Origin of the sequence: Anabaena sp. PCC 7938, assembly GCF_049315035.1 — a bacterium.
GTDB classification, from domain to species: domain Bacteria; phylum Cyanobacteriota; class Cyanobacteriia; order Cyanobacteriales; family Nostocaceae; genus Anabaena; species Anabaena cylindrica.
The window spans coordinates 4641091-4660206 of the sequence record NZ_CP186034.1; the positions used below are offsets into that span (position 1 = coordinate 4641091).

At 38.7% G+C, this 19116-nt stretch carries 13 protein-coding genes; 2 read left to right on the forward strand and 11 right to left on the reverse strand.

What is annotated here, in order from left to right:
* Nucleotides 1-113: 113 nt before the first annotated feature.
* From ACOWPH_RS21075 to tmk, 9 genes are all read right to left on the reverse strand, one after another.
* Nucleotides 114-716 (reverse strand): cytochrome c oxidase subunit 3, encoded by a 603-nt coding sequence (locus ACOWPH_RS21075; RefSeq protein ID WP_015217340.1) that lies wholly within the window; start codon nucleotides 714-716, stop codon nucleotides 114-116.
* Between the two features lie 96 nt (nucleotides 717-812).
* On the reverse strand, nucleotides 813-2489 hold the full coding sequence (gene ctaD / locus ACOWPH_RS21080; RefSeq protein ID WP_015217341.1) for a cytochrome c oxidase subunit I: 1677 nt from the start codon (nucleotides 2487-2489) through the stop codon (nucleotides 813-815).
* A gap of 76 nt (nucleotides 2490-2565) precedes the next feature.
* Nucleotides 2566-3492 (reverse strand): cytochrome c oxidase subunit II, encoded by a 927-nt coding sequence (locus ACOWPH_RS21085; protein ID WP_015217342.1) that lies wholly within the window; start codon nucleotides 3490-3492, stop codon nucleotides 2566-2568.
* A gap of 78 nt (nucleotides 3493-3570) precedes the next feature.
* Nucleotides 3571-4185, reverse strand: a complete 615-nt coding sequence (locus tag ACOWPH_RS21090; protein ID WP_015217343.1) for a DUF2231 domain-containing protein — start codon at nucleotides 4183-4185, stop codon at nucleotides 3571-3573.
* Complete coding sequence (locus tag ACOWPH_RS21095) at nucleotides 4182-4682, reverse strand: DUF2231 domain-containing protein (RefSeq protein WP_015217344.1); 501 nt, start codon at nucleotides 4680-4682, stop codon at nucleotides 4182-4184. Before ACOWPH_RS21095 ends, ACOWPH_RS21090 begins: the two co-directional genes overlap by 4 nt.
* A gap of 860 nt (nucleotides 4683-5542) precedes the next feature.
* Nucleotides 5543-5944: an MAPEG family protein gene (locus tag ACOWPH_RS21100; RefSeq protein ID WP_015217345.1), complete on the reverse strand. Its 402-nt coding sequence runs from the start codon at nucleotides 5942-5944 to the stop codon at nucleotides 5543-5545.
* Between the two features lie 67 nt (nucleotides 5945-6011).
* A complete protein-coding gene (holB, locus tag ACOWPH_RS21105; RefSeq protein ID WP_015217346.1) occupies nucleotides 6012-6965 on the reverse strand; it encodes a DNA polymerase III subunit delta' in 954 nt (317 codons plus the stop codon).
* Nucleotides 6966-7009: 44 nt separating this feature from the next.
* A complete protein-coding gene (locus ACOWPH_RS21110) occupies nucleotides 7010-7366 on the reverse strand; it encodes a four helix bundle protein (protein ID WP_015217347.1) in 357 nt (118 codons plus the stop codon).
* Between the two features lie 44 nt (nucleotides 7367-7410).
* A complete protein-coding gene (tmk, locus tag ACOWPH_RS21115) occupies nucleotides 7411-8043 on the reverse strand; it encodes a dTMP kinase (protein WP_015217348.1) in 633 nt (210 codons plus the stop codon).
* 55 nt (nucleotides 8044-8098) lie between these two features.
* On the opposite strand from tmk, the gene ACOWPH_RS21120 reads away from it, so the two are divergent.
* Both ACOWPH_RS21120 and ACOWPH_RS21125 read left to right on the forward strand, forming a co-directional pair.
* On the forward strand, nucleotides 8099-10900 hold the full coding sequence (locus ACOWPH_RS21120) for an amino acid permease (RefSeq protein WP_015217349.1): 2802 nt from the start codon (nucleotides 8099-8101) through the stop codon (nucleotides 10898-10900).
* Nucleotides 10901-10996: 96 nt separating this feature from the next.
* Nucleotides 10997-11236: a hypothetical protein gene (locus ACOWPH_RS21125; RefSeq protein WP_244887717.1), complete on the forward strand. Its 240-nt coding sequence runs from the start codon at nucleotides 10997-10999 to the stop codon at nucleotides 11234-11236.
* Here ACOWPH_RS21125 and ACOWPH_RS21130 read toward each other — a convergent pair.
* Together ACOWPH_RS21130 and ACOWPH_RS21135 are read right to left on the reverse strand one after the other, a co-directional pair.
* Entirely contained in the window at nucleotides 11233-11931 is a 699-nt protein-coding gene (locus tag ACOWPH_RS21130; RefSeq protein WP_015217350.1) for a glutathione binding-like protein, read from the reverse strand. The genes ACOWPH_RS21125 and ACOWPH_RS21130 overlap by 4 nt on opposite strands.
* A 573-nt stretch (nucleotides 11932-12504) precedes the next feature.
* On the reverse strand, nucleotides 12505-18792 hold the full coding sequence (locus tag ACOWPH_RS21135; RefSeq protein WP_015217351.1) for an ATP-binding sensor histidine kinase: 6288 nt from the start codon (nucleotides 18790-18792) through the stop codon (nucleotides 12505-12507).
* Nucleotides 18793-19116: the final 324 nt, after the last annotated feature.

Genomic DNA, 19116 nt, shown 5'->3' on the forward strand with positions numbered 1-19116 from the left:
TTGATAAATTAGTAATTTTAAAAGTAAAAAAACTTGCTTATTTTGTCGAATAACAAGGGTTTAGCATTGCTAAACCCCCTAAATAAATAATTGATTTTCGCGTACTAAAATCCCTACTGCCAAACGTAGATAAGCAGAAACAAAATAATCCAGATAACGTCAACAAAGTGCCAAAATAATGAAGTCGAATTGACACCAAAGTGACCAGTATCGTAATTACCGGGAATGAAAGAACGAATCAAAATAATAGACTGCAATAAAATCCCGGTAAAAACGTGCAACCCGTGAAAACCGGTTAACAGGTAAAACATCCCGCCAAAAGTACCGGAAGTAAACCCAAATTCCAATTCACTCCATTCTACAGCTTGACCATATAAAAAGTAGCTACCCATTGCTATTGTAGCCAACAAAAACAGGCGAAATCCCTGTAAATTGTCACGTTGTAAGCATCTTTCTGCAAAGTAAATTACAAAGCTGCTAGAAACCAGAATAATTGTGTTAATTGTCGGTGCTGTAATTTCTAGTCCCGAAACACCAGCAGGAAGCCAGTTAACAGTTGTGGTTTTGTAGACAATATAGCCAGCAAAAAAACTTAAGAAAATGACACTTTCAGATAAGAGAAAGACAATAAAACCAAACATTTTATTGCCTTCTTCGTCATGTTCATGTTCATGGCTGGCATGATGCAATTCTTCAGGGTGAATAGAACTATCCATTGGGTAATTTCTCCTTTTGAGTTTTAAACGCAAAGGAACGCGGAGGGAAAACGCAGAGGGTACGCAGAGGTTTTCTGCGTCCTTCTTTTTTCTGCATTATTCTGCGTTTTGTAATGTTGTTTGGCGTTCCAGGTTGGCTGTTAATGGATCTGATTTTCCGTAGCCGTAAGGTCCGCTAATAATGATGGGAATTTCTTCAAAGTTTTCTACAGGAGGAGGAGAAGAAATCATCCATTCTAAACCAATTGCTCTCCAAGGATTATCAGGTGCTTTTTCACCTTGTGTCCAAGAAACCAACATATTAAAAATGAAGGGTAAGGTGGACATTCCTAATAAGAATGCACCAAGACTAGCGATCACATTCCAGAAAGTATATTCTGGTGCGTAGGAAGCAACTCGGCGTAACATCCCTTGCAAACCTAATGGGTGCATGGGTAAAAAGTTGAGGTTAGTACCGATGAATGCTAACCAAAAGTGAATTTGTCCCCAACCTTCATTAAACATCCGCCCTGTCATTTTGGGGAACCAGTGATAGATGGCTGCATACAAACCCATTGTCACTGTTCCGTAAAGAACATAATGGAAGTGACCAACTACAAAATAGGTGTTGTTAACGTGAACATCTACTGGTACAGAAGAAAGCATAATTCCTGTAATACCAGCAAATACAAACATTACTAAAGCACCCAAAGCAAACATCATTGGTGTAGTTAATCTAATTTTTCCACCCCAAATTGTTGCTACCCAAGCAAATACTTTAATCCCTGTAGGGATGGAGACAAACATTGTTGTCATCATGAAAATTAACCGCATCCAGCCTGGTGTACCACTGACATACATATGGTGTACCCAGACGATCGCACTAACTACGGCAATTAACATGGAAGAAACTGCAACTACCTTATAACCAAATAAAGGTTTGCGGGAGTAAACAGGGAATATTTCTGAGAAAATCCCAAACACAGGCAGAATGATTACGTAAACTGCTGGGTGGGAGTAAAACCAGAAATAATGCTGGAACATCACCGGGTTTCCGCCTTTGCTGGGGTCAAAAAAGGCAGTACCAACTGTTAAATCCAGTAGCAGCATGACTGCACCAGCAGTTAATGCAGGAAGTCCAAATAATTGGATGATTTGGGCGCTAAATACTGCCCACACAAATAAGGGCATTCTGAAGAAACCCATGCCAGGGGCGCGCATTTTGACGATAGTGGTAACAAAGTTGACCGCACCCATGATGGAGGAAACGCCGGAAATAGCTACGGCTAATAACCACAGAACTTGACCGTTAATTAAATGACCTGTGGGGTTTTGTAAACTGACGGGAGGATATGCCCACCAACCAGATTGGGCTGGCCCACCAGGTACAAAAAAGCTGGACATGAGGAGGATTCCCACTACTGGAACCATCCAAAAGGCAACGGCATTCAATCGCGGAAATGCCATGTCTCGCGCCCCAATCATGATGGGTACGAGGTAGTTAGCTAAACCAACGAGGGAGGGAAATGTCCACAGGAACAGCATGACTGTGCCGTGCATGGTGAACATTCCGTTATAAACGGTGCGGTCTATTAAGTCAGATTCGGGAGTGATAAGTTCTCCCCGCAAGATCATGGCGAAGATACCACCGACAAGGAAGAAGATAAAGGAGGTAACGAGGTATTGAATACCTATTACTTTATGGTCTGTGCTGAAGGTGAAGTATGTTTTCCAGTTGTTGGGCGTTTCGTGGTGATGTGCTTCACCAGCAATGCGAATGGGAATGTTAGTCATTGGTTGGTTTCTAAATAGGAAGGCTCACGCAATCGCGTTTCGCGATCTCGAAGAGTAGGCGCAAAGGAAGAATGAATTAACCCGAAAAATTAACTACTGGAGGTGCAGCAGGTTTAACTCTTTCCCAACCAGTTTTTATGCTTTGGTTGCTGGTTTGGGCGTATTCGCTGGCTGCTTGATTTTTTGCGGGTGTGGGGATGTGGTTTGCAGCTTTTTCTAACCATTCGTGATACTCTTCAGGAGTTTCGACAATCACGTTGGCTTGCATGGTTGCAAAGTATGTACCGCTGTATTGGGAATCGGTGAGGCTATATTTGCCGGGGCGAATGGGTGTGAATTCAAAGTCGATGGTTTTACCGGGAACGATGTCTTGTTTGAGGCGAAAGGCGGGAATATAAAAGCCGTGGAGTACGTCTTCTGATTGTAGGGCTAAACGAATTCTGCGATCGCTCGGTAAATGCAATTCTGTACTGGTAATATCTTTTTCAGGATAATGAAATACCCAAGACCACTGTTTGGCTAGTACGTCAATTTTTTCTAAGGGTTCACCCGCAATTTCAATCGGTACTGCTTTTTCTTCTGCATAGGCAGTTTCCATTTCCATGGGATTATGCAGATGTACCAGTTGGGCTGGGCCTTGAATAGCCATTTCTTCGTAAACTTGGTAACTGTAGCTGCCAATCCACAATACCAACATGATGGGTATTATTGTCCACACTACTTCTAGGGTGACGTTACCTTCAATGTGTGGGCCATCATTCAAATCGTAGCTTTTGGCGCGGTGGAAGGTGACAGAATACAAAACGGTACTGATAACAGCCAAAAAGATGAAAGCACCTAATGTCACTAAAAAGCTAAATAAATCATCAACAAGATGAGATTCAGCAGCGCCTTGGGGGGGAAGCCAGGAATAAGCCTGTTTACCAATGAAGATACTGGTAATTGTGACAATCAACCCCCCAGTCATCAAGGTCAAAAGATTTAAAATCAGCCGGATGTTCATAATTTGTCATTGGTGATTGGTGATTGGTAATTGGTGAGTGGTAATTGGTAATTGGGTATTCTTCCCAGTCCCCAGTCCCTAATTCCCAGTCCCCAATACCTTATTGATGTCTTGTCCCATTCTCAATAAGTTATCAGCAGTGTTATGTACACCAAATTCACCTGCTAATTGCGCTCCTAATGTGCCGTGTAGATACATAACAAACATGATGGAAATTCCTGCTAATAAATAACTCCAGCGCACTTGTTGATCTGAATCTTTACAGGAAATATAACGTTGCCATCCTCTCCAAAAAGTCATGGCAATCATCAAAGCTAATAAGAAAACTCCGCCGACACCATGCCACATCATGGTTTCCATTGCTTGCAAACCCCAAGCACTTTTTAAATTTGTTGGTGGAGTTGCTAACAACATTTCATAAAAACCAGCCGCAACTGTGAAAAATGTAATTACAGCAGCGCCTACCATGTTGTACCAACCAACTTCAAATAATTGGGCGCGTTCAACAGCTAAACCCAAATATTTAAACAGCCAGTTTTCTAAGGGAAAAAGTACACCAGCTATATCAAAGATAATGGCAATGATGAATAAACCAAGAGTGAGATGGACTAAATTGGGGTGAATCGGAATTGTGTAAGGTAATCCATTTGCTCCCATTTGGGCGCTGACTTGATCAATTAATTCTGAGTTCATGGTAAGATTCCATCCTTTACGGCTTCCACAACTGGCACTGTGTGTATTCCATAAACCCACACCAATTCATCACCGAGATATACTTGAAAACCAACAAGTATGGTTAAAAGTAACCCAACTGCTAAATAATGAATTGGTAATCTTTGCGGGTCACGAGTGCGGAGTACATAACGCCAAGCTGTAATTGCAGCGAGAATTCCTGACAGTGACCAACCGATTAAGGTGTGGTAATTTAATACTGATTTGACTAGGTTGTAAGGTTTGGCTAAACCTGCTTCAAATTGACCGAAGATAATGGCAATGAAAATGGATACTGTGGCTACAAATAGATTCCACCAACCTATTTCAAAGAAGCGGGTTTTTCCAGTTAAAAAGCCAGTTAAATCACAGAAAAATGCAAACAGTATCATCGCAATTACGAAGTGAACTACGATGGGATGCAGTGGATCTGGATAAGGTAAATTATGCTCGTTTAGCGACGTTAAGGACTCGAACATGGAATTCTCCTGGATTTATTGACTACTCCTCTGCCACATTTAAATAATTGATATCTATCAATTATTGTCGTTATCAAAAATCACACTTTAGTCATTAGAAAATTTTCTACTTCCAATACCCAATGTATAGTGAATGATTTTGGGTTAAGTTTTATGCTCATAACAACAGTCTGTAACAGCAATTCTCGATGTATACTGCAAACGGGTGAAATCTGGACTTATGTCATACTGAGCGTAACGTAGTGCAGCGTTCGCGGAGCGTCTCGTAGAGAAGTATCTCGGAGATTCTTCACTTCGTTCAGAATGACACTTTTGAACAGTTTTTAGTATAGCTAGACTAAATCGCTGTTGGGGTTTTGATTTACTAGACCTATTTTTCAGGTTACGTAAATTTTTATAAATTGTCAAAAAACTAAAAGCTGAACTTTTAGAATTAAGAGAGAGCAAGAAAGGAAATAATGCTAATCTGGCTACCTTTGCTTTCTTTAATTATTATGAAATAAAAGGCATATATTTTGATGTCTAGTGCTGTACATATAAGAATTATTACTTTGTGCTGAAAATAACAGAAATTTAAATTATTGCTGCTACAGATACAAATTGTTTATCTGCTCATTTTTATCTAGTTCAGAATTATTGTAAATTATTCGCTGTAGGTTGGGTGAGGAAAACGTACTGCTTGTTTATAAATTTCTGAATATAGCCAATATAGTAAATGTCTGAATCAGGATTTACAGGATTAAAGGATTAGCAGGATTAACCATACATTGTCTTGAGATTGTTGATCCTGTAAATCCCCAAATCCTGATATGGCTTGCGCTACGCGACGCTATCAGACAGTTGAAATTTTATAAATGCTACTAGATACCTGGCAGTTTCACCAAATCTAAAATAATTCCAATTAGTGAACCTAAAATTAATCCCATACTGCTCAAAGAACTAATAGCAAAACCGATACCCCGCTTTTCGGCTGCTTGATAATATCCCCACGCATAAGTAATGCGTCCTATCACCCAAGCTGTACCTAAAGCAGAAGCCCAAATTGGACTAATATAAATTGAGAACAACCATAAAGCAGGTAAAAATAAAATCAGTTGTTCTAAGGTATTTTGTTGAACGCGCAGCACTCTTTCAAAATCTGGGTTTCCTACTGTTTGAGGAGGACTAATTTTATATTTAAATCTGGCTCTGCCAACATTAATTGTCACCACAAAGTAAACAATCAGTGCCAGCACTGTCACAAGGCTAGTCCAAGGAGACATAAACAATTAAAAATTGAAAATTACTAAATAAATTATAGTGCATAATGATCATAATTTCGGCTCAAAATCAACGCAACTGCGATATTTGTAATATTGATAAAAATGTACATTCCCAAACTAGACGAGGTTGAGCATAACAAAGTAAATTTTTTCTGGTTTTTTCTAATTGTTCAATAATTTTCGGTTGATGTATTTGTTGCCAGTAAGACTGTTGTAGATAATCAATTAACCATAATTGCGCTTCTGTATCTAATTCTTTATCAATTCTTTGGGCTAATTCTAAAGAATTGCGGTAAGATTTAGGCGCTTTTGTTAGTTGTTGGAGTAGTTCATTGGGAATTGTTTGTAATTGTTGGTAAGATGCGATCGCACTTCCAGGACTACCAGCAGCTAAACTCAATACTTCTGGATGCTGCAAAATCTCTTTATTCCCTGTCTGGGTCAGCACTTGAGCCACAGAGGCTGTATCTAGTCGATAAAAAGGAATCTTCTGACAACGGGAAACTAAGGTCGGTAAAACAGACTCAGCAGAAGGTGCAATTAAAATTAATGTCGCTTGTCCTGGTTCTTCTAAGGTTTTGAGTAAAGCATTTGCAGCTGCTTCGGCCATTGTTTCGGCTTGTTCTAAAACAACTACGTTTCTTGGTGCCTCTAAAGGTGGACGAGAAAGAAACTGAGTAATTTCTCGAATTTGTTCTAAGCGAATTACCGGAGGTGCTTTCCTTTTCACTCCTTTTTCTGCTGCTTCGGCTGCTGTTAATCTTTGTCCTTGATATTGATAAGTTGGTTGTACCCAAAATAAGGAAGGGTGATTTCCTTGACGAATCCGATTGTGTAAGGTGGGTATTTGCTGTGGTTCTACGGAAATAGAAAACAGCAATTCAATGAAACATTTAGCTGCTAAACTTCGTCCTACACCTTCAGCACCAACAAACATATAAGCTGGGGCAATGCGGTTTTGTTTAACAGCTTGGGTTAATAATTCTATTGCTTGTTTTTGTCCTATTAATGGGGAAAACATAATTCGTAATTCGTAATTCGTAATTCGTAATTGGCATGAGGAGGTTATTTTTCTTTGAGTTTTTTTGTGGACGCGACTAGGATTTTACCAATTTCGTTTGCTTCTTGGAGGAGTAAGTTAAATCTTGTTTTATCTACTAATTCCGATTCTATCAATATTTCTAACCAATATTGAGTTTCTCTCGCTTCTTTGAGAGCTATTTCTAATTTGTGAATAAAGTCTTTATCGGATTGAGCAGATTGAGCCTCTCGGACATTTGCACCAATAGAAGTTCCAGAACGAAGTAATTGTTTAGATAATGTACGATAGATTCCTGATTGTTCATCCAAAAAACAACAAGCTTTAATTATCCTAATTGCAAATAGTTTTGTCCTATCTGTAATTGCTACATAACTATTCATACTAACCATCTTGTATTTAATTATCTTCAATTACGAATTACGAATTACGAATTAAAAAATCTATCGCTCAAAATTTGTTTGATAGTATGTTGCACAACTTCTTTACTCAAACTCCCATCTACTCGGAAAATTCGGGCTGGGTAAGTTGCAGCTAATTCTGTATATCCTTGTTGGACACGATGATGAAATGCGATCGCTTCTTGCTCTATTCTATCTAGTGCAGCTTCACTGCCACGTTTCCGCGCTAGTCCCACTTCCACATCAACATCTAGCCAAATAGTCAAATCACTTTCTAACCCACCAGTAGCAATGTTATTAAGCTGATTAATGATACTCATACTCAAGCCCCTGCCATAACCTTGATAGGCAATGGTAGAGTCAGTATAGCGATCGCACAAAATATATTTTCCCGCTGCTAAATTAGGTTTTAGTTCCTGCTCAATGTGTTGCGCTCTATCCGCAGCATACAACAATAATTCTGTTACTTCCCCCACCGGCTTATCTTCCGATTTTTCCAGCAATAACCGTCGTAAATGTGAACCTAACTCTGTTCCTCCCGGTTCACGAGTCAACACTACGGATACACTTAAACTATGTAACCACTGATTACACAGTTGCATCTGAGTAGTTTTACCACAACCTTCCACCCCTTCAAATACAATTAATTTACCACTCATGGTTTAAAATTTTTCTCCTACCAATTTTTTACCCTTAAGAAAAAATAAAAGATTTATGTCCCGTCTCTCTAGTCCAGTCTCGCATCAGTTTGCATTCCAAAGTTTACCAAGAAGCATGACTACTTTGGAAACCTGGACTTTCGGTATCACCAACCATCTCAGTTGGCCTACATTAGTCGCAACAGTTCATGCGGACTTGGGAACGGCAGCTATATTTGTTTGGGTTCCTGCCATCATTGTGGGAATGTTAATCAACTATCAAGTTAAGCATCTAGGTAGAAATTTATTAGATGTGTCTGGTGGTACTCCTAACTACATAGCCCGGTTATGGAATGGCCACCCCATTATTGCCCGTTATGCTGCAATTGGGTATCTCATCTCTTGGCTTTCCGTTGTCCCACTCAATGCGGTGATCATCACAGAGATGATTAAATCTAATCTGGGTGTATTGGGTATTACCTGCCCAGAACTAATTTTCAAACTCGGTTTTACTCTCCTACCTTTTGTTCTTGCCTTTAGTGGCAGTCGTGCCTTAAGTATTTTACATCTATTATTTTCACTGCCGGCTTTACTTTTGCTCTTATCATTTTGTCTACAAGGACTCGGTTTTTTAGCTTTTTCTCCCCATAGTCCCGGCTTTTTTCCTGAACATTGGTCATCATTAAGTTTTATAAATTGGGCTAAATGGTTCTTTTTTATCAGCTATACAGCCTACAGTTGTGAAACCGTTTCCTCTTTTGTCGCTGATAGTCGTCATCCTCAAGAAACCTTAAAATTCCTAAATATTGCAACTTGGTTAATGCCACCTATTTTTATTGGTGGTTCTTGGGTAATAATTCGTTTATCTACCCTGTCAGATTTAGGGGATGATGCTTATCTTAACCTTGTTGCCGCTGCTTCCCAATTTTGGGGGAACTTTGCCCCTATCACCATCACTTTTTTACTCGCTGGATGTTGTTTACTCGGTTCAGCAACCGCTGTTTCTAATTCCCCCCGAATTATTTACCAGTTAGCTAGAGATAAGCATTTAGCAGAGGTATTTTCTCTAGTTTCCTCTCGTGGAGTCTTTGGTTCAGCACTAGTTTTGAGTTTATGTATATGTATAATTTACTTTCTGTGGGGAGACATATCTCAAATCGTCATCGTGGGGAATGTGGCTTGGTTTGTAGCATTCATGCTTATGCACTTGGGGTTATGGAGAAAACGAAATCAAGCCGACGTATTATGGCCAAAACTATCTTTAGTTTTTTATATTCTAGAGGCTGTAATTCTGTTAGTAACTGCCTACGCGTGGGGTTGGCAAGATTTTCTAGCCGGGTTATTAGCGCCCTTTTTTGTATTAGTGATGGATGCTTTCGTCCGTTATCTTCCCCTTCCTATTTTCCGTTCCCATTGGTGGATAAGGCAGTATAAATCACAAAGACGTACACCGGTCAAAGATTCCCTATTGATACAAGTGGGAATATTGATGTTTCTGTTATGTGGTGCAGTTTTAGCAGGTTGCATTTTTGTTTGGCTGTTGAATGCACCTCCGAACACTACTACCAAAAATCTGATTGTCATCTTGTTGATTACAGTAGCATTTGTGGGAGTTGCGATCGCTTGTTGGACAAGTTTACCCGAAGTAATTGCCTTAGCGGAAGCACGAGAATCAGCAGAACACCTATTTACTATTGCCCAAGATGCTATTTTAGTCGTAGATGAACAGGGTATTATTCGTCAAGCAAACCCCGCAACAGAAGATTTTTTTGGTTTCAACCCATCCCAATTATTGGGATATCACCTCAAAAAATTTCTCCCCGAATTAACTGAACATCCAGAAGAATGGCAAAATCGAGGTGAACATACCCTACACCATCATCATAAAATCAGAACTCTAGAAGTTTCCATCTCAGACCGACTTCATCAAGATTTTCAAGAATATGTCGTCATTGTTCACGACATCACCCAACGCAAACAAGCAGAGGAAATATTACGACAATCTGAAGCTCAATTAAGAGCAGAAGCACAACTATTAGCGACTCAATTAGTACAAAGTGAAAAAATGTCTAGTTTGGGTCAATTGGTGGCAGGTGTAGCACACGAAATTAATAACCCAGTTAGCTTTATTTATGGCAATCTCAGCCCAGCTAATCAATATATCCAAGATTTAATTCAACTCATCCAACTTTATCAGCAGCATTATCCCCAGCCCAAATCAGAAATACAAAAATTAATCACAGCCATAGACTTAAATTTTGTAATAGCAGACCTACCTAAGTTATTGCATTCCATGGAAATTGGTTCTGAAAGAATCAGAGAAATAGTACTATCTCTACGAAATTTTTCTCGGCTAGATGAGGCAGAAATGAAAGCTGTAAATATTCATGATGGTATTGATAGTACACTGCTAATTTTACAAAATCGAATCAAATCTACATCTAATCGTCCAGCAATTCAAATAATTAAAAAATACGGTAACTTACCACCAATAGAGTGTTATGCTGGACAACTAAATCAGGTATTTATGAATATAATTGCTAATGGAATTGATGCGTTAGAAGAATCAATTTTGAATGGACAAAAAATTGAGCAACCACAAATCCAGATACATACTGAAATCACCACCAATAAAGAGGTAATTATTCACATCAAAGATAATGGTTATGGCATTCCTGAAAATATCCAAAAGCGCTTATTTGAACCTTTCTTCACCACCAAAGCAGTAGGCAAAGGTACAGGTTTAGGTTTGTCTATTAGTTACAGAATTATTACAGAAAAACATGGTGGTAATTTAAAATGTATTTCTGCTCCTGAGCAAGGTACAGAATTTGTAATTACAATACCCTTAAAACAACAAGAATTACCACCTGAATAATTTCCATTTTTCTGCTTTTAGACGATGTTTGATACAGCAACTTATAAGTAAATGAAGTACACATCTTAATCTTATAAATCTTGTGGGTTGGGCATCTTGCCTGCTTTTGTGTACCTCACTCAGACAAAATGTGCTGTAATTACGAATTACGAATTACGAATTACAAATTACGAATTACGAATTACGAATTACGAATTACAAATTACGAATTACGAATTACGAATTACGAATTACGAATTACGAATTACGAATTACGAATTACGAATTACGAATTACGAATTACGAATTACGAATTACGAATTACGAATTACGAATTACGAATTACGAATTATTTAACGTTGTACAGTATTACTTGACTGGTTAAATAACAAATCTCTTGATTTTTCGATATTAAGAGCTTGATTTTTAAACTCCTCAGCTTTCTCGTAAGCACGAATTACTGCTGAACGGTTTTTTATGGTTTCAAACCAGCGTGAAACATGGGGAAAATCTTCTAGGTTTTGGCCTTGAAGTTCATAAGAAACAATCCAAGGATAAATGGCAATATCAGCAATAGAATAATCACCGGCTACAAATTCTCTATCTGCAAGTCGCTTATTCAATACTGCATATAAACGGCCAGTTTCTTTAACGTAGCGATTAATAGCATACTCTATTTTTTCAGGAGCATACTGGCTAAAATGATGGTTCTGTCCGGCCATTGGCCCTAAACCACCCATTTGCCAAAATAACCACTGGAGAACTTCCACTCGTCCACACACATCTTGAGAAATTAATTTCCCAGTTTTTTCTGCTAAATATAATAATATAGCTCCAGACTCAAAGATGGAAATTGGCGCACTTCCATTTGCTGGTTCATCATCAACAATTGCGGGAATGCGATTATTCGGAGAAATTTCCAGGAAATCAGGCTGAAATTGCTCACCCGCACCGATATTGATAGGGATGATGGTGTAGGGAATTTCTACTTCTTCCAAGAAAATTGTGATTTTATGACCATTTGGAGTTGTCCAATAATAAAGCTCAATCATCGCTTTTAATGTAAATTTATAGTACTAAACTTAATTTTATATTTATGCTGTCATAAAAAGGAAATTTATTTAATAAAGCCCCCTCTGAACGGTTAATAACAAGAGGGGGTTTGGAGCTAAAGTCCGGTAGGGTAATCGGGCTATTTAATATTTAATATTGATTAGCTATTTATCCAGTCCTCCTAAAGATAGATAAATTACTCTTGATTATTATAGCAATTCCCAAGCTCATGAAATACACCCCACCCGCGCTGTCGCGCCTTACCAAGGGGAGGGTTGGGGAGGGGTAATTTTGTATCTAACTAGAGTGGGAAAGGCTATATCTGTTTGTGTAATTAAAAAAATTCCCTCACTGTCAGATATCAATAAGGGAATATGGTATTAAATTTCGTCAGGTGATCGGAATATCTCATTATTTAAGTATTTATCTAAAATACATTTATTCCTCCATTAGATAGACAAATCTTGAATAATCAATTTAAAATTGTATATTAAAATACTTTCAGGTGTTTTTACTTAAAAAAGTTTGATTTGATCAGGTAAAATGCTAAAAGTAAAGTTTTTTTACAAAACTTAATTAGGGTTTGCTGAAAAAGTGTTTTGACTATTTGACAGATAGATGATAAACTCTGTGCCTTTCCCTGGAGTGGAATTAACAGTAATGCTACCTTGATGTTTTTCTTCGATAATTTGCTTGGCAATCGCTAATCCTAATCCTGTACCTTTACTTATGCCCTTAGTTGTAAATAAGTAGTCAAATATTTTCTGTTTGATTTGTTCGCTCATTCCTTGAGCATTATCAGCAATGGTGATTTTTACCTGCTGATGTTCGATTGAAGTTTGAATTATAATTCTGTTATTATTTATTTTTATTGTCTCAATATTCCATCCTCTACTTGATTCATCTAGTGCATCTATGGCATTGGCAATAATATTCATAAATACCTGATTTAATTGCCCTGGAAAACATTTTATTGGAGGTAAATTACCATAGTTGGTGACAACTTCGATGGCAGGACGTTTTTCGTTAGCTTTGAGACGATGTTTGAGAATAAGAATGGTGCTATCAATGCCTTCATGGATATTAAATGGTACTTTGTCGTCTCTGTCAGCACGGGAGAAGGTGCGGAGACTGGTACTGATATTTGTTAATCTGTCACAGGCTATGGTCATCGAATCTATGATTTTAGGAAAGTCTTCTAAGCTATAATTTAAGTCAATTATTTCGGCATGGTTGAGAATTTCTGTACCAGGATTGGGAAAGCTTTTTTGATATAATTTCAAGTGTTCAAAAATATCAGTGAGGATGGGTTTAGCTTGTTGAAGACTAGCATAAATAAAACCCAGAGGGTTATTCATTTCGTGGGCTATCCCAGCTACTAAATTACCCAGTGCAGACATTTTTTCACTTTGCACCATTTGTAATTGGGCTTTTTGCAGATTGCTTAAGGCTTGTTCTAAGTCTTGGGATTTTTGTTGTAGGGCAAGTTCTATTTGCTTGCGATCGCTAATATCAAATGTTGTGCCAATAATTCGCTCAACCTGCCCCTCTACATTCTTGATGGGATTGAGGTTAGCAAACCACCAGGTTTCCTGACCATTAAAGTTGATATGCTCTTCATATGCAACTTTTCTGCCTGTTGTGACAATTTCAGTAAATCGTCGTTGCAGCCTTTCTCCCTGTTCTTCTCCCATGACTTCTTGGAGAGTTTTTCCTACAACATGAATGCTACTAATTCCAGTCACCTTTTCTGCGGCAGGGTTCCATCCGGCATAGCAGAAACTGCCATCTGCCAATACATCTATGACAAAAATTACAATTTCGGCACCATCATAGATACTCCGCAAAAACTGCTCTTTTTCCTCTAGTTCTTCTTGAGCTTGTTTTCCCTTGGCTTCCGTTCGTCTCAGATAACTAATATCTTCGACTGTCACCAAAATACCGATGACGTTGTTGTCTGAATCGCGCAGGGGAATTTTGTTTGTGTCGAGCCAGTATTGAATGCCATCTGCTCTTAACTGGGTTTCGATGATGTGGAGTTCGGGTTCTCCTGATTCCATGACGCGGCGATCGCACAGTTGATACCAGTCGGCTTCTTCCTGAATAAAAAAGTCATGATCATTTTTCCCGATAATCTGTTCTGGTGACTCCAAATTTGTAGCTTGAACCGCACTGGCATTACAACCCAAAAAGTTGGAGTTGCGGTCTTTCCAAAAGACTAGCTGCGGAATATTGTCGATCACCAATCGCAAAAACTCTTGGGACAATTGTAGTTGTGCTTGGGTAGCTTGGAGACTTTGGATTGATTCCTCTAGTTCTTGATTCTTAATTTGAGACTGGCGATAAAGTCGGGCATTTTCTAAGGAAATAGCGGCTTGGACGCAAAGTAGATTTAATAGCTCGACGCGATCGCTTGTAAACGCCCCTGTTACTAAATTATTCTCCAGATAAAAAATGCCCAGCAACTTCCCTTGATACAAAATTGGGCTGCATAAGATACTCTTAGGCTGCTGATGCATGATATACGGGTCATTTGCTAAGGTCGGATCAAGGGTTGCATCCCACATCACCGTGGTCTGCATATTGTGCTTGACTTTGTAAATCAGCTTGAGGGGAATATCCTGACTGTCCTCAACAGGAAGGCATTGCAAAACAAATGGCTCTTTGCCCACGGTAATTGACCCTTTGATCAACAAGCGGTGATCTCGCAACAACATGAGGACACATTTATCAGCCCCTGCATTTTGAATGACGATAGAAAGCAACGATGACAAGAGTTTTTCCAGTTCGATTTCGCCAGAAATAGTTTGTGAAGCTTCGAGAACAGTAGCTAAGTCAAGAGAATCTGAGATACCGCTACTATTGACAGTGGTGGTGGGAATGCTAGATGTGGCAGTCTGTAAAGCAAAGATAGTTTCGCTAGTAGAGAGAGGAGAACAAGTCGGCTGTAAGATGGGGGAGAGCAGTTGGGGATAGCGTCTTTCCAAGTCAGCAACCTTGGCTTTTGCTCCCCAACGAGCATAACCGTAGTAGGCGTTGATCATGTATTCTTGAGCAATACGCTTTTTACCCCAGTCGAGGTAGAATTTGACTGCCAGCTCGTTGGCTAAGGCTTCTTCGTTGATATATTCGTTTTCCTGGGCCAGAGAAATAGCGCGATCGTATTTTTCTATAGCTTCATTTTTATTACCTAATACCCGGTACCGTTCTGCTTCTACCAACTCATAGCGATGGGAATTATTTGTTGGTGCATGATATGCCCACATCTGAATTTTTGCTTGGTTTGTATTTACTCGTTCCAAAATTCTAGCCTGCTCTGGTTCAGGAGCATTAGCAAAAACAGCTAAATGAGTCAGTGAATCGTAAAAATAGAAGATGGGCATAAAGGGTAGCCCTGCTCCTGCTGCTGCATACTTTTCTGCCAAATTAATATTTTCTAAAGCTTGCCCATATTCTTGGAAGAGATAACTGAGTAGCAGCTTAGTAACATAACACTGGTAGAGCATCGTTAATTCGTTGTTTTTGATGTGTAATGGAATTAACTTCTCTTCATCATAGCGATCGCCTCGCAAGAGATACGGTTTGCTAGGGGCTTCAATCAAATTGAGAACTGCCTGAGAGTAAAGACTTTGTATCCATAGAACGCCATACTGGTGTAATCGCTCAATAGCCTTGTAATGCGCCTTCATTTCCTGATTGAGTAGCCGCAGATCCCGCCCACTACACAACCCAATCAAGCTACAATTGCAAAGGCTTAAGCCAGCATATTCAATATCACCAGTCTCTAAGCCAATCACGTAGGCTTGAAAAGAGTCTTCTAAGCAATTTTTGGTTGCCTCTTTCCAATGCCTGAGCATACAGTTAAATGCAAAAATGGTCTTTGCTGCCAGATTAGCAGCATCTAAATGATCTAATAAATTTATGCCTAGTCTGCCAAACTCATAGGCAGAATCTATATCCCCGGCAATGATCAAAAGCATCAGCCCATAAAAGACATACCCATAGGTCGATTCTGGTGCATTCCCATACTGGATAGACAGCCGAACGTGGGCAAACACCACAAAGGGTAGTAAGGCTGGATCTACCTGATAGGCAGCAGAAATAATGCTAGAGAGAATCTGCATCGCCGCCCGTTGTGTAGATGCAGTCATCTGTGGTAGTTTTAATAATGTCTCAATGGGTTTGTCTGCTAGGAGTATTTGTATTTCCTGAAGTCCCTGCCCAATCTCGCTGGTTGTTGGCTGCCTTGGTAAATCAACGCCTAATTGCTGCAAAACATCCTTGGCAATGTTTAAGGCCACTAACTGCTGATTCTGAGCCATGCAAGCTTGAATTTTCACTTCATAGGTTTTAACTTGATCCAGTAATGAAGTAGTTTTGTTGAACACAACTTCAGCAAACTGTTCCATTTGTGCAAAGTTGCCAGTCAGATAAGCCGTTTCTACTGCCAATTCATACAGTGTTAACAGTAGTTCATATTGGCTTTGCCAATCATGAGGGACTAATAAATCTAATCCTATTGTGGAATACTTGAGTGCAGGTTCATAAGCGGCTGTCGCTTTGGCTTTGCGTCCTGCAATTGAATTGAGTCTGGCTAATTCATCTTTGTCAGACTGTTGAGTGAGTATTTCTATCCCTGCATTTAACTGATTGACGATCTCAAAAATTCTGAATTCCTGTTGTTGTGAGGGAATGTGATGCAGTAATTGTTGCCCAATCATTCGATGGGTTGCTTGTCTTTTCTGTTCATCAATCAATAAATAAGCAGCTTGTTGGATGCGATCGTGTAAAAATTTGTAGCTAACAGGCTGAGAATTTTCTTGGGTAATTACTTGGCTTTCTTGTCCAACATAAAATTTATAAACATCACTAAGTCCTAAAATCAATCCTTCTTGTAATGCTTTCCATAAATCAGCAGCCGTTTCAATTGCCGATTGTTCAGAAACAATTGCCAAAGTTGCTAAATCAAACTGATTGCCAATACAAGCTGCTAACTGCAATATCTGTTGGGTTGATGGCGGGAGTTTTCCTAATTGGAATGTCATAAAGGATACAACATCATCTGTAACCGCTTGAGTTGTCACTTGTGCAATATCACATTGCCAAAATCCTAACTTCCAATCAAATTGAATAATATTGTCTTGATGCAATGATTTGAGAAACTGGGTAGCGAAAAACGGATTTCCTTGAGTTTTTTGAAAAATTAACTGAGAAAGAGGAATTGCTAAATTCTCAGAGCATTTTAAGGTATCAGCAACTAATTGATTTATTTTTCCTTGGCTTAATGGTGCTAAATTAATTGTATTAATCGTTGCTGTTTTTTTTTGGATTTCACTTAAAGTTAATATTAAAGGATGTGCTAAATTTACTTCGTTATCACGATATGCACCAATAATAAAAAGATGACTCATATCGGCCATCAATAGCTGTATTAACTTCAGTGATGCTGAATCAGTCCATTGCAAGTCATCTAAAAACATTACCAAGGGATGTTCTGCACTGGTAAAGACTTGGGTGAATTTTTGAAATAATAAATTAAATCTATTTTGTGCTGCTATTCCTGATAATTTCGTGGCAGATGGTTGTTCACCAATAATTCTTGATAATTCGGGAACGACTTCAATAATTACTTGTCCATTCTCACCTACAGCCGCTAATATCTGATTTTTCCATTGCTGAATCTGTGCATCACTTTCGGTTAATAATTGTCCCATTAAATCCCGGAATACTTGGACAAACGCACTGAAGGGAATATTGCGATTAAATTGATCAAATTTACCTTTGATAAAATAACCACGTTGCTGCACAATTGGTTTATGGACTTCGTTAACAACCGCAGTTTTGCCAATTCCGGAAAACCCAGATATCAGCATCATTTCTGTTGCACCTCGACTGACTCTATTAAAGGCTTGGAGGAGTTTTTTTATTTCTGTTTCTCGCCCATAAAGTTTGTCGGGGATGGAAAAGCGATCGCACAGATCTCTTTGGGCAATTTCAAAACTCTGAATTTCACCAGTTTCTTGTAGCTGATGTAAACAATTTTCTAAATCTAATTTCAGCCCCAAAGCACTCTGATATCTGTCTTCGGCATTTTTCGCCATCAATTTGTTGACGATTTTGGAAATTACTACCGGAATTTGTGGGTTAATTTCATGTGCTAACGGTGCTGCTTTGGCAATATGACAATGTACCAATTCCATCGACTCTTTTGATTGAAAAGGTAATTCTCCTGTAAAAAGTTCGTATAAAGTCACACCTAATGAATAAAAATCAGTCCGGTAGTCAATTCCCCTATTCATCCTTCCTGTTTGTTCTGGGGAAATATAGGATAATGTTCCTTCTAACACATTAGGATTGATTAACGTTTGCGTTTCCCGTGGTAGTAAAGATGCAATACTAAAGTCAATTAATTTAATTTGTTTGCTCTGAGGATTGATTAAAATATTGCTGGGTTTAATATCTTTATGAATAATGCGCTCTCGATATAGTATGTCTAAGGTGTTGCAGAGTGTGATCGCTATTTTTAATAATTCTATTACAGATAGCGCGTTTTTTTCTTTCAGCACCCATTGCTGTAGAGAAATCCCCCCAAAATCTTCCATCACTAACACATAACCATTTTGGTACGTTTCTAGGCTATAGGTTTGGATAATTAGAGATGAATGGAGATTTTTAGATATAGTATATTGGTTACGAAACTGCACAAGTTCGCTAAAACTTGGATAAGGATTTTTTAGTAGTTTGATAGCCACTGGTAATGAGTCATTTTCTCGATACCCTTGATAAACAACAGTTCTAGAACCATTGTAGAGTTCTTCGCTAACGCGATATCCAGAAATACTGACTTTGCTAGTAAGCATATTGTTAAATCCTGCCAATTTCTAAATTGAGTATGCCAAAATCTCTGAATTTGTTCATAGGTAATATCAAGCTTTTATCAATACCTTCGCCAATTTACGAGGGTGTGTTGATATCTAATCTCCCTTTCCTCTGAGGTTTGGCAAAAACAATCAGTCCTAAAAATTTCTTCAAGGTTTCCCTTAATATTTTTAACTTATTATTTATAGCAATTCCCAAGCTCATGAAATACACCCCACCCGCGCTGTCGCGCACCCTCCCCTTACCAACTACGGTGTACACAGAAGTCTTAAAATCATATTTAACACTTGGTTTTGCTACTCCAA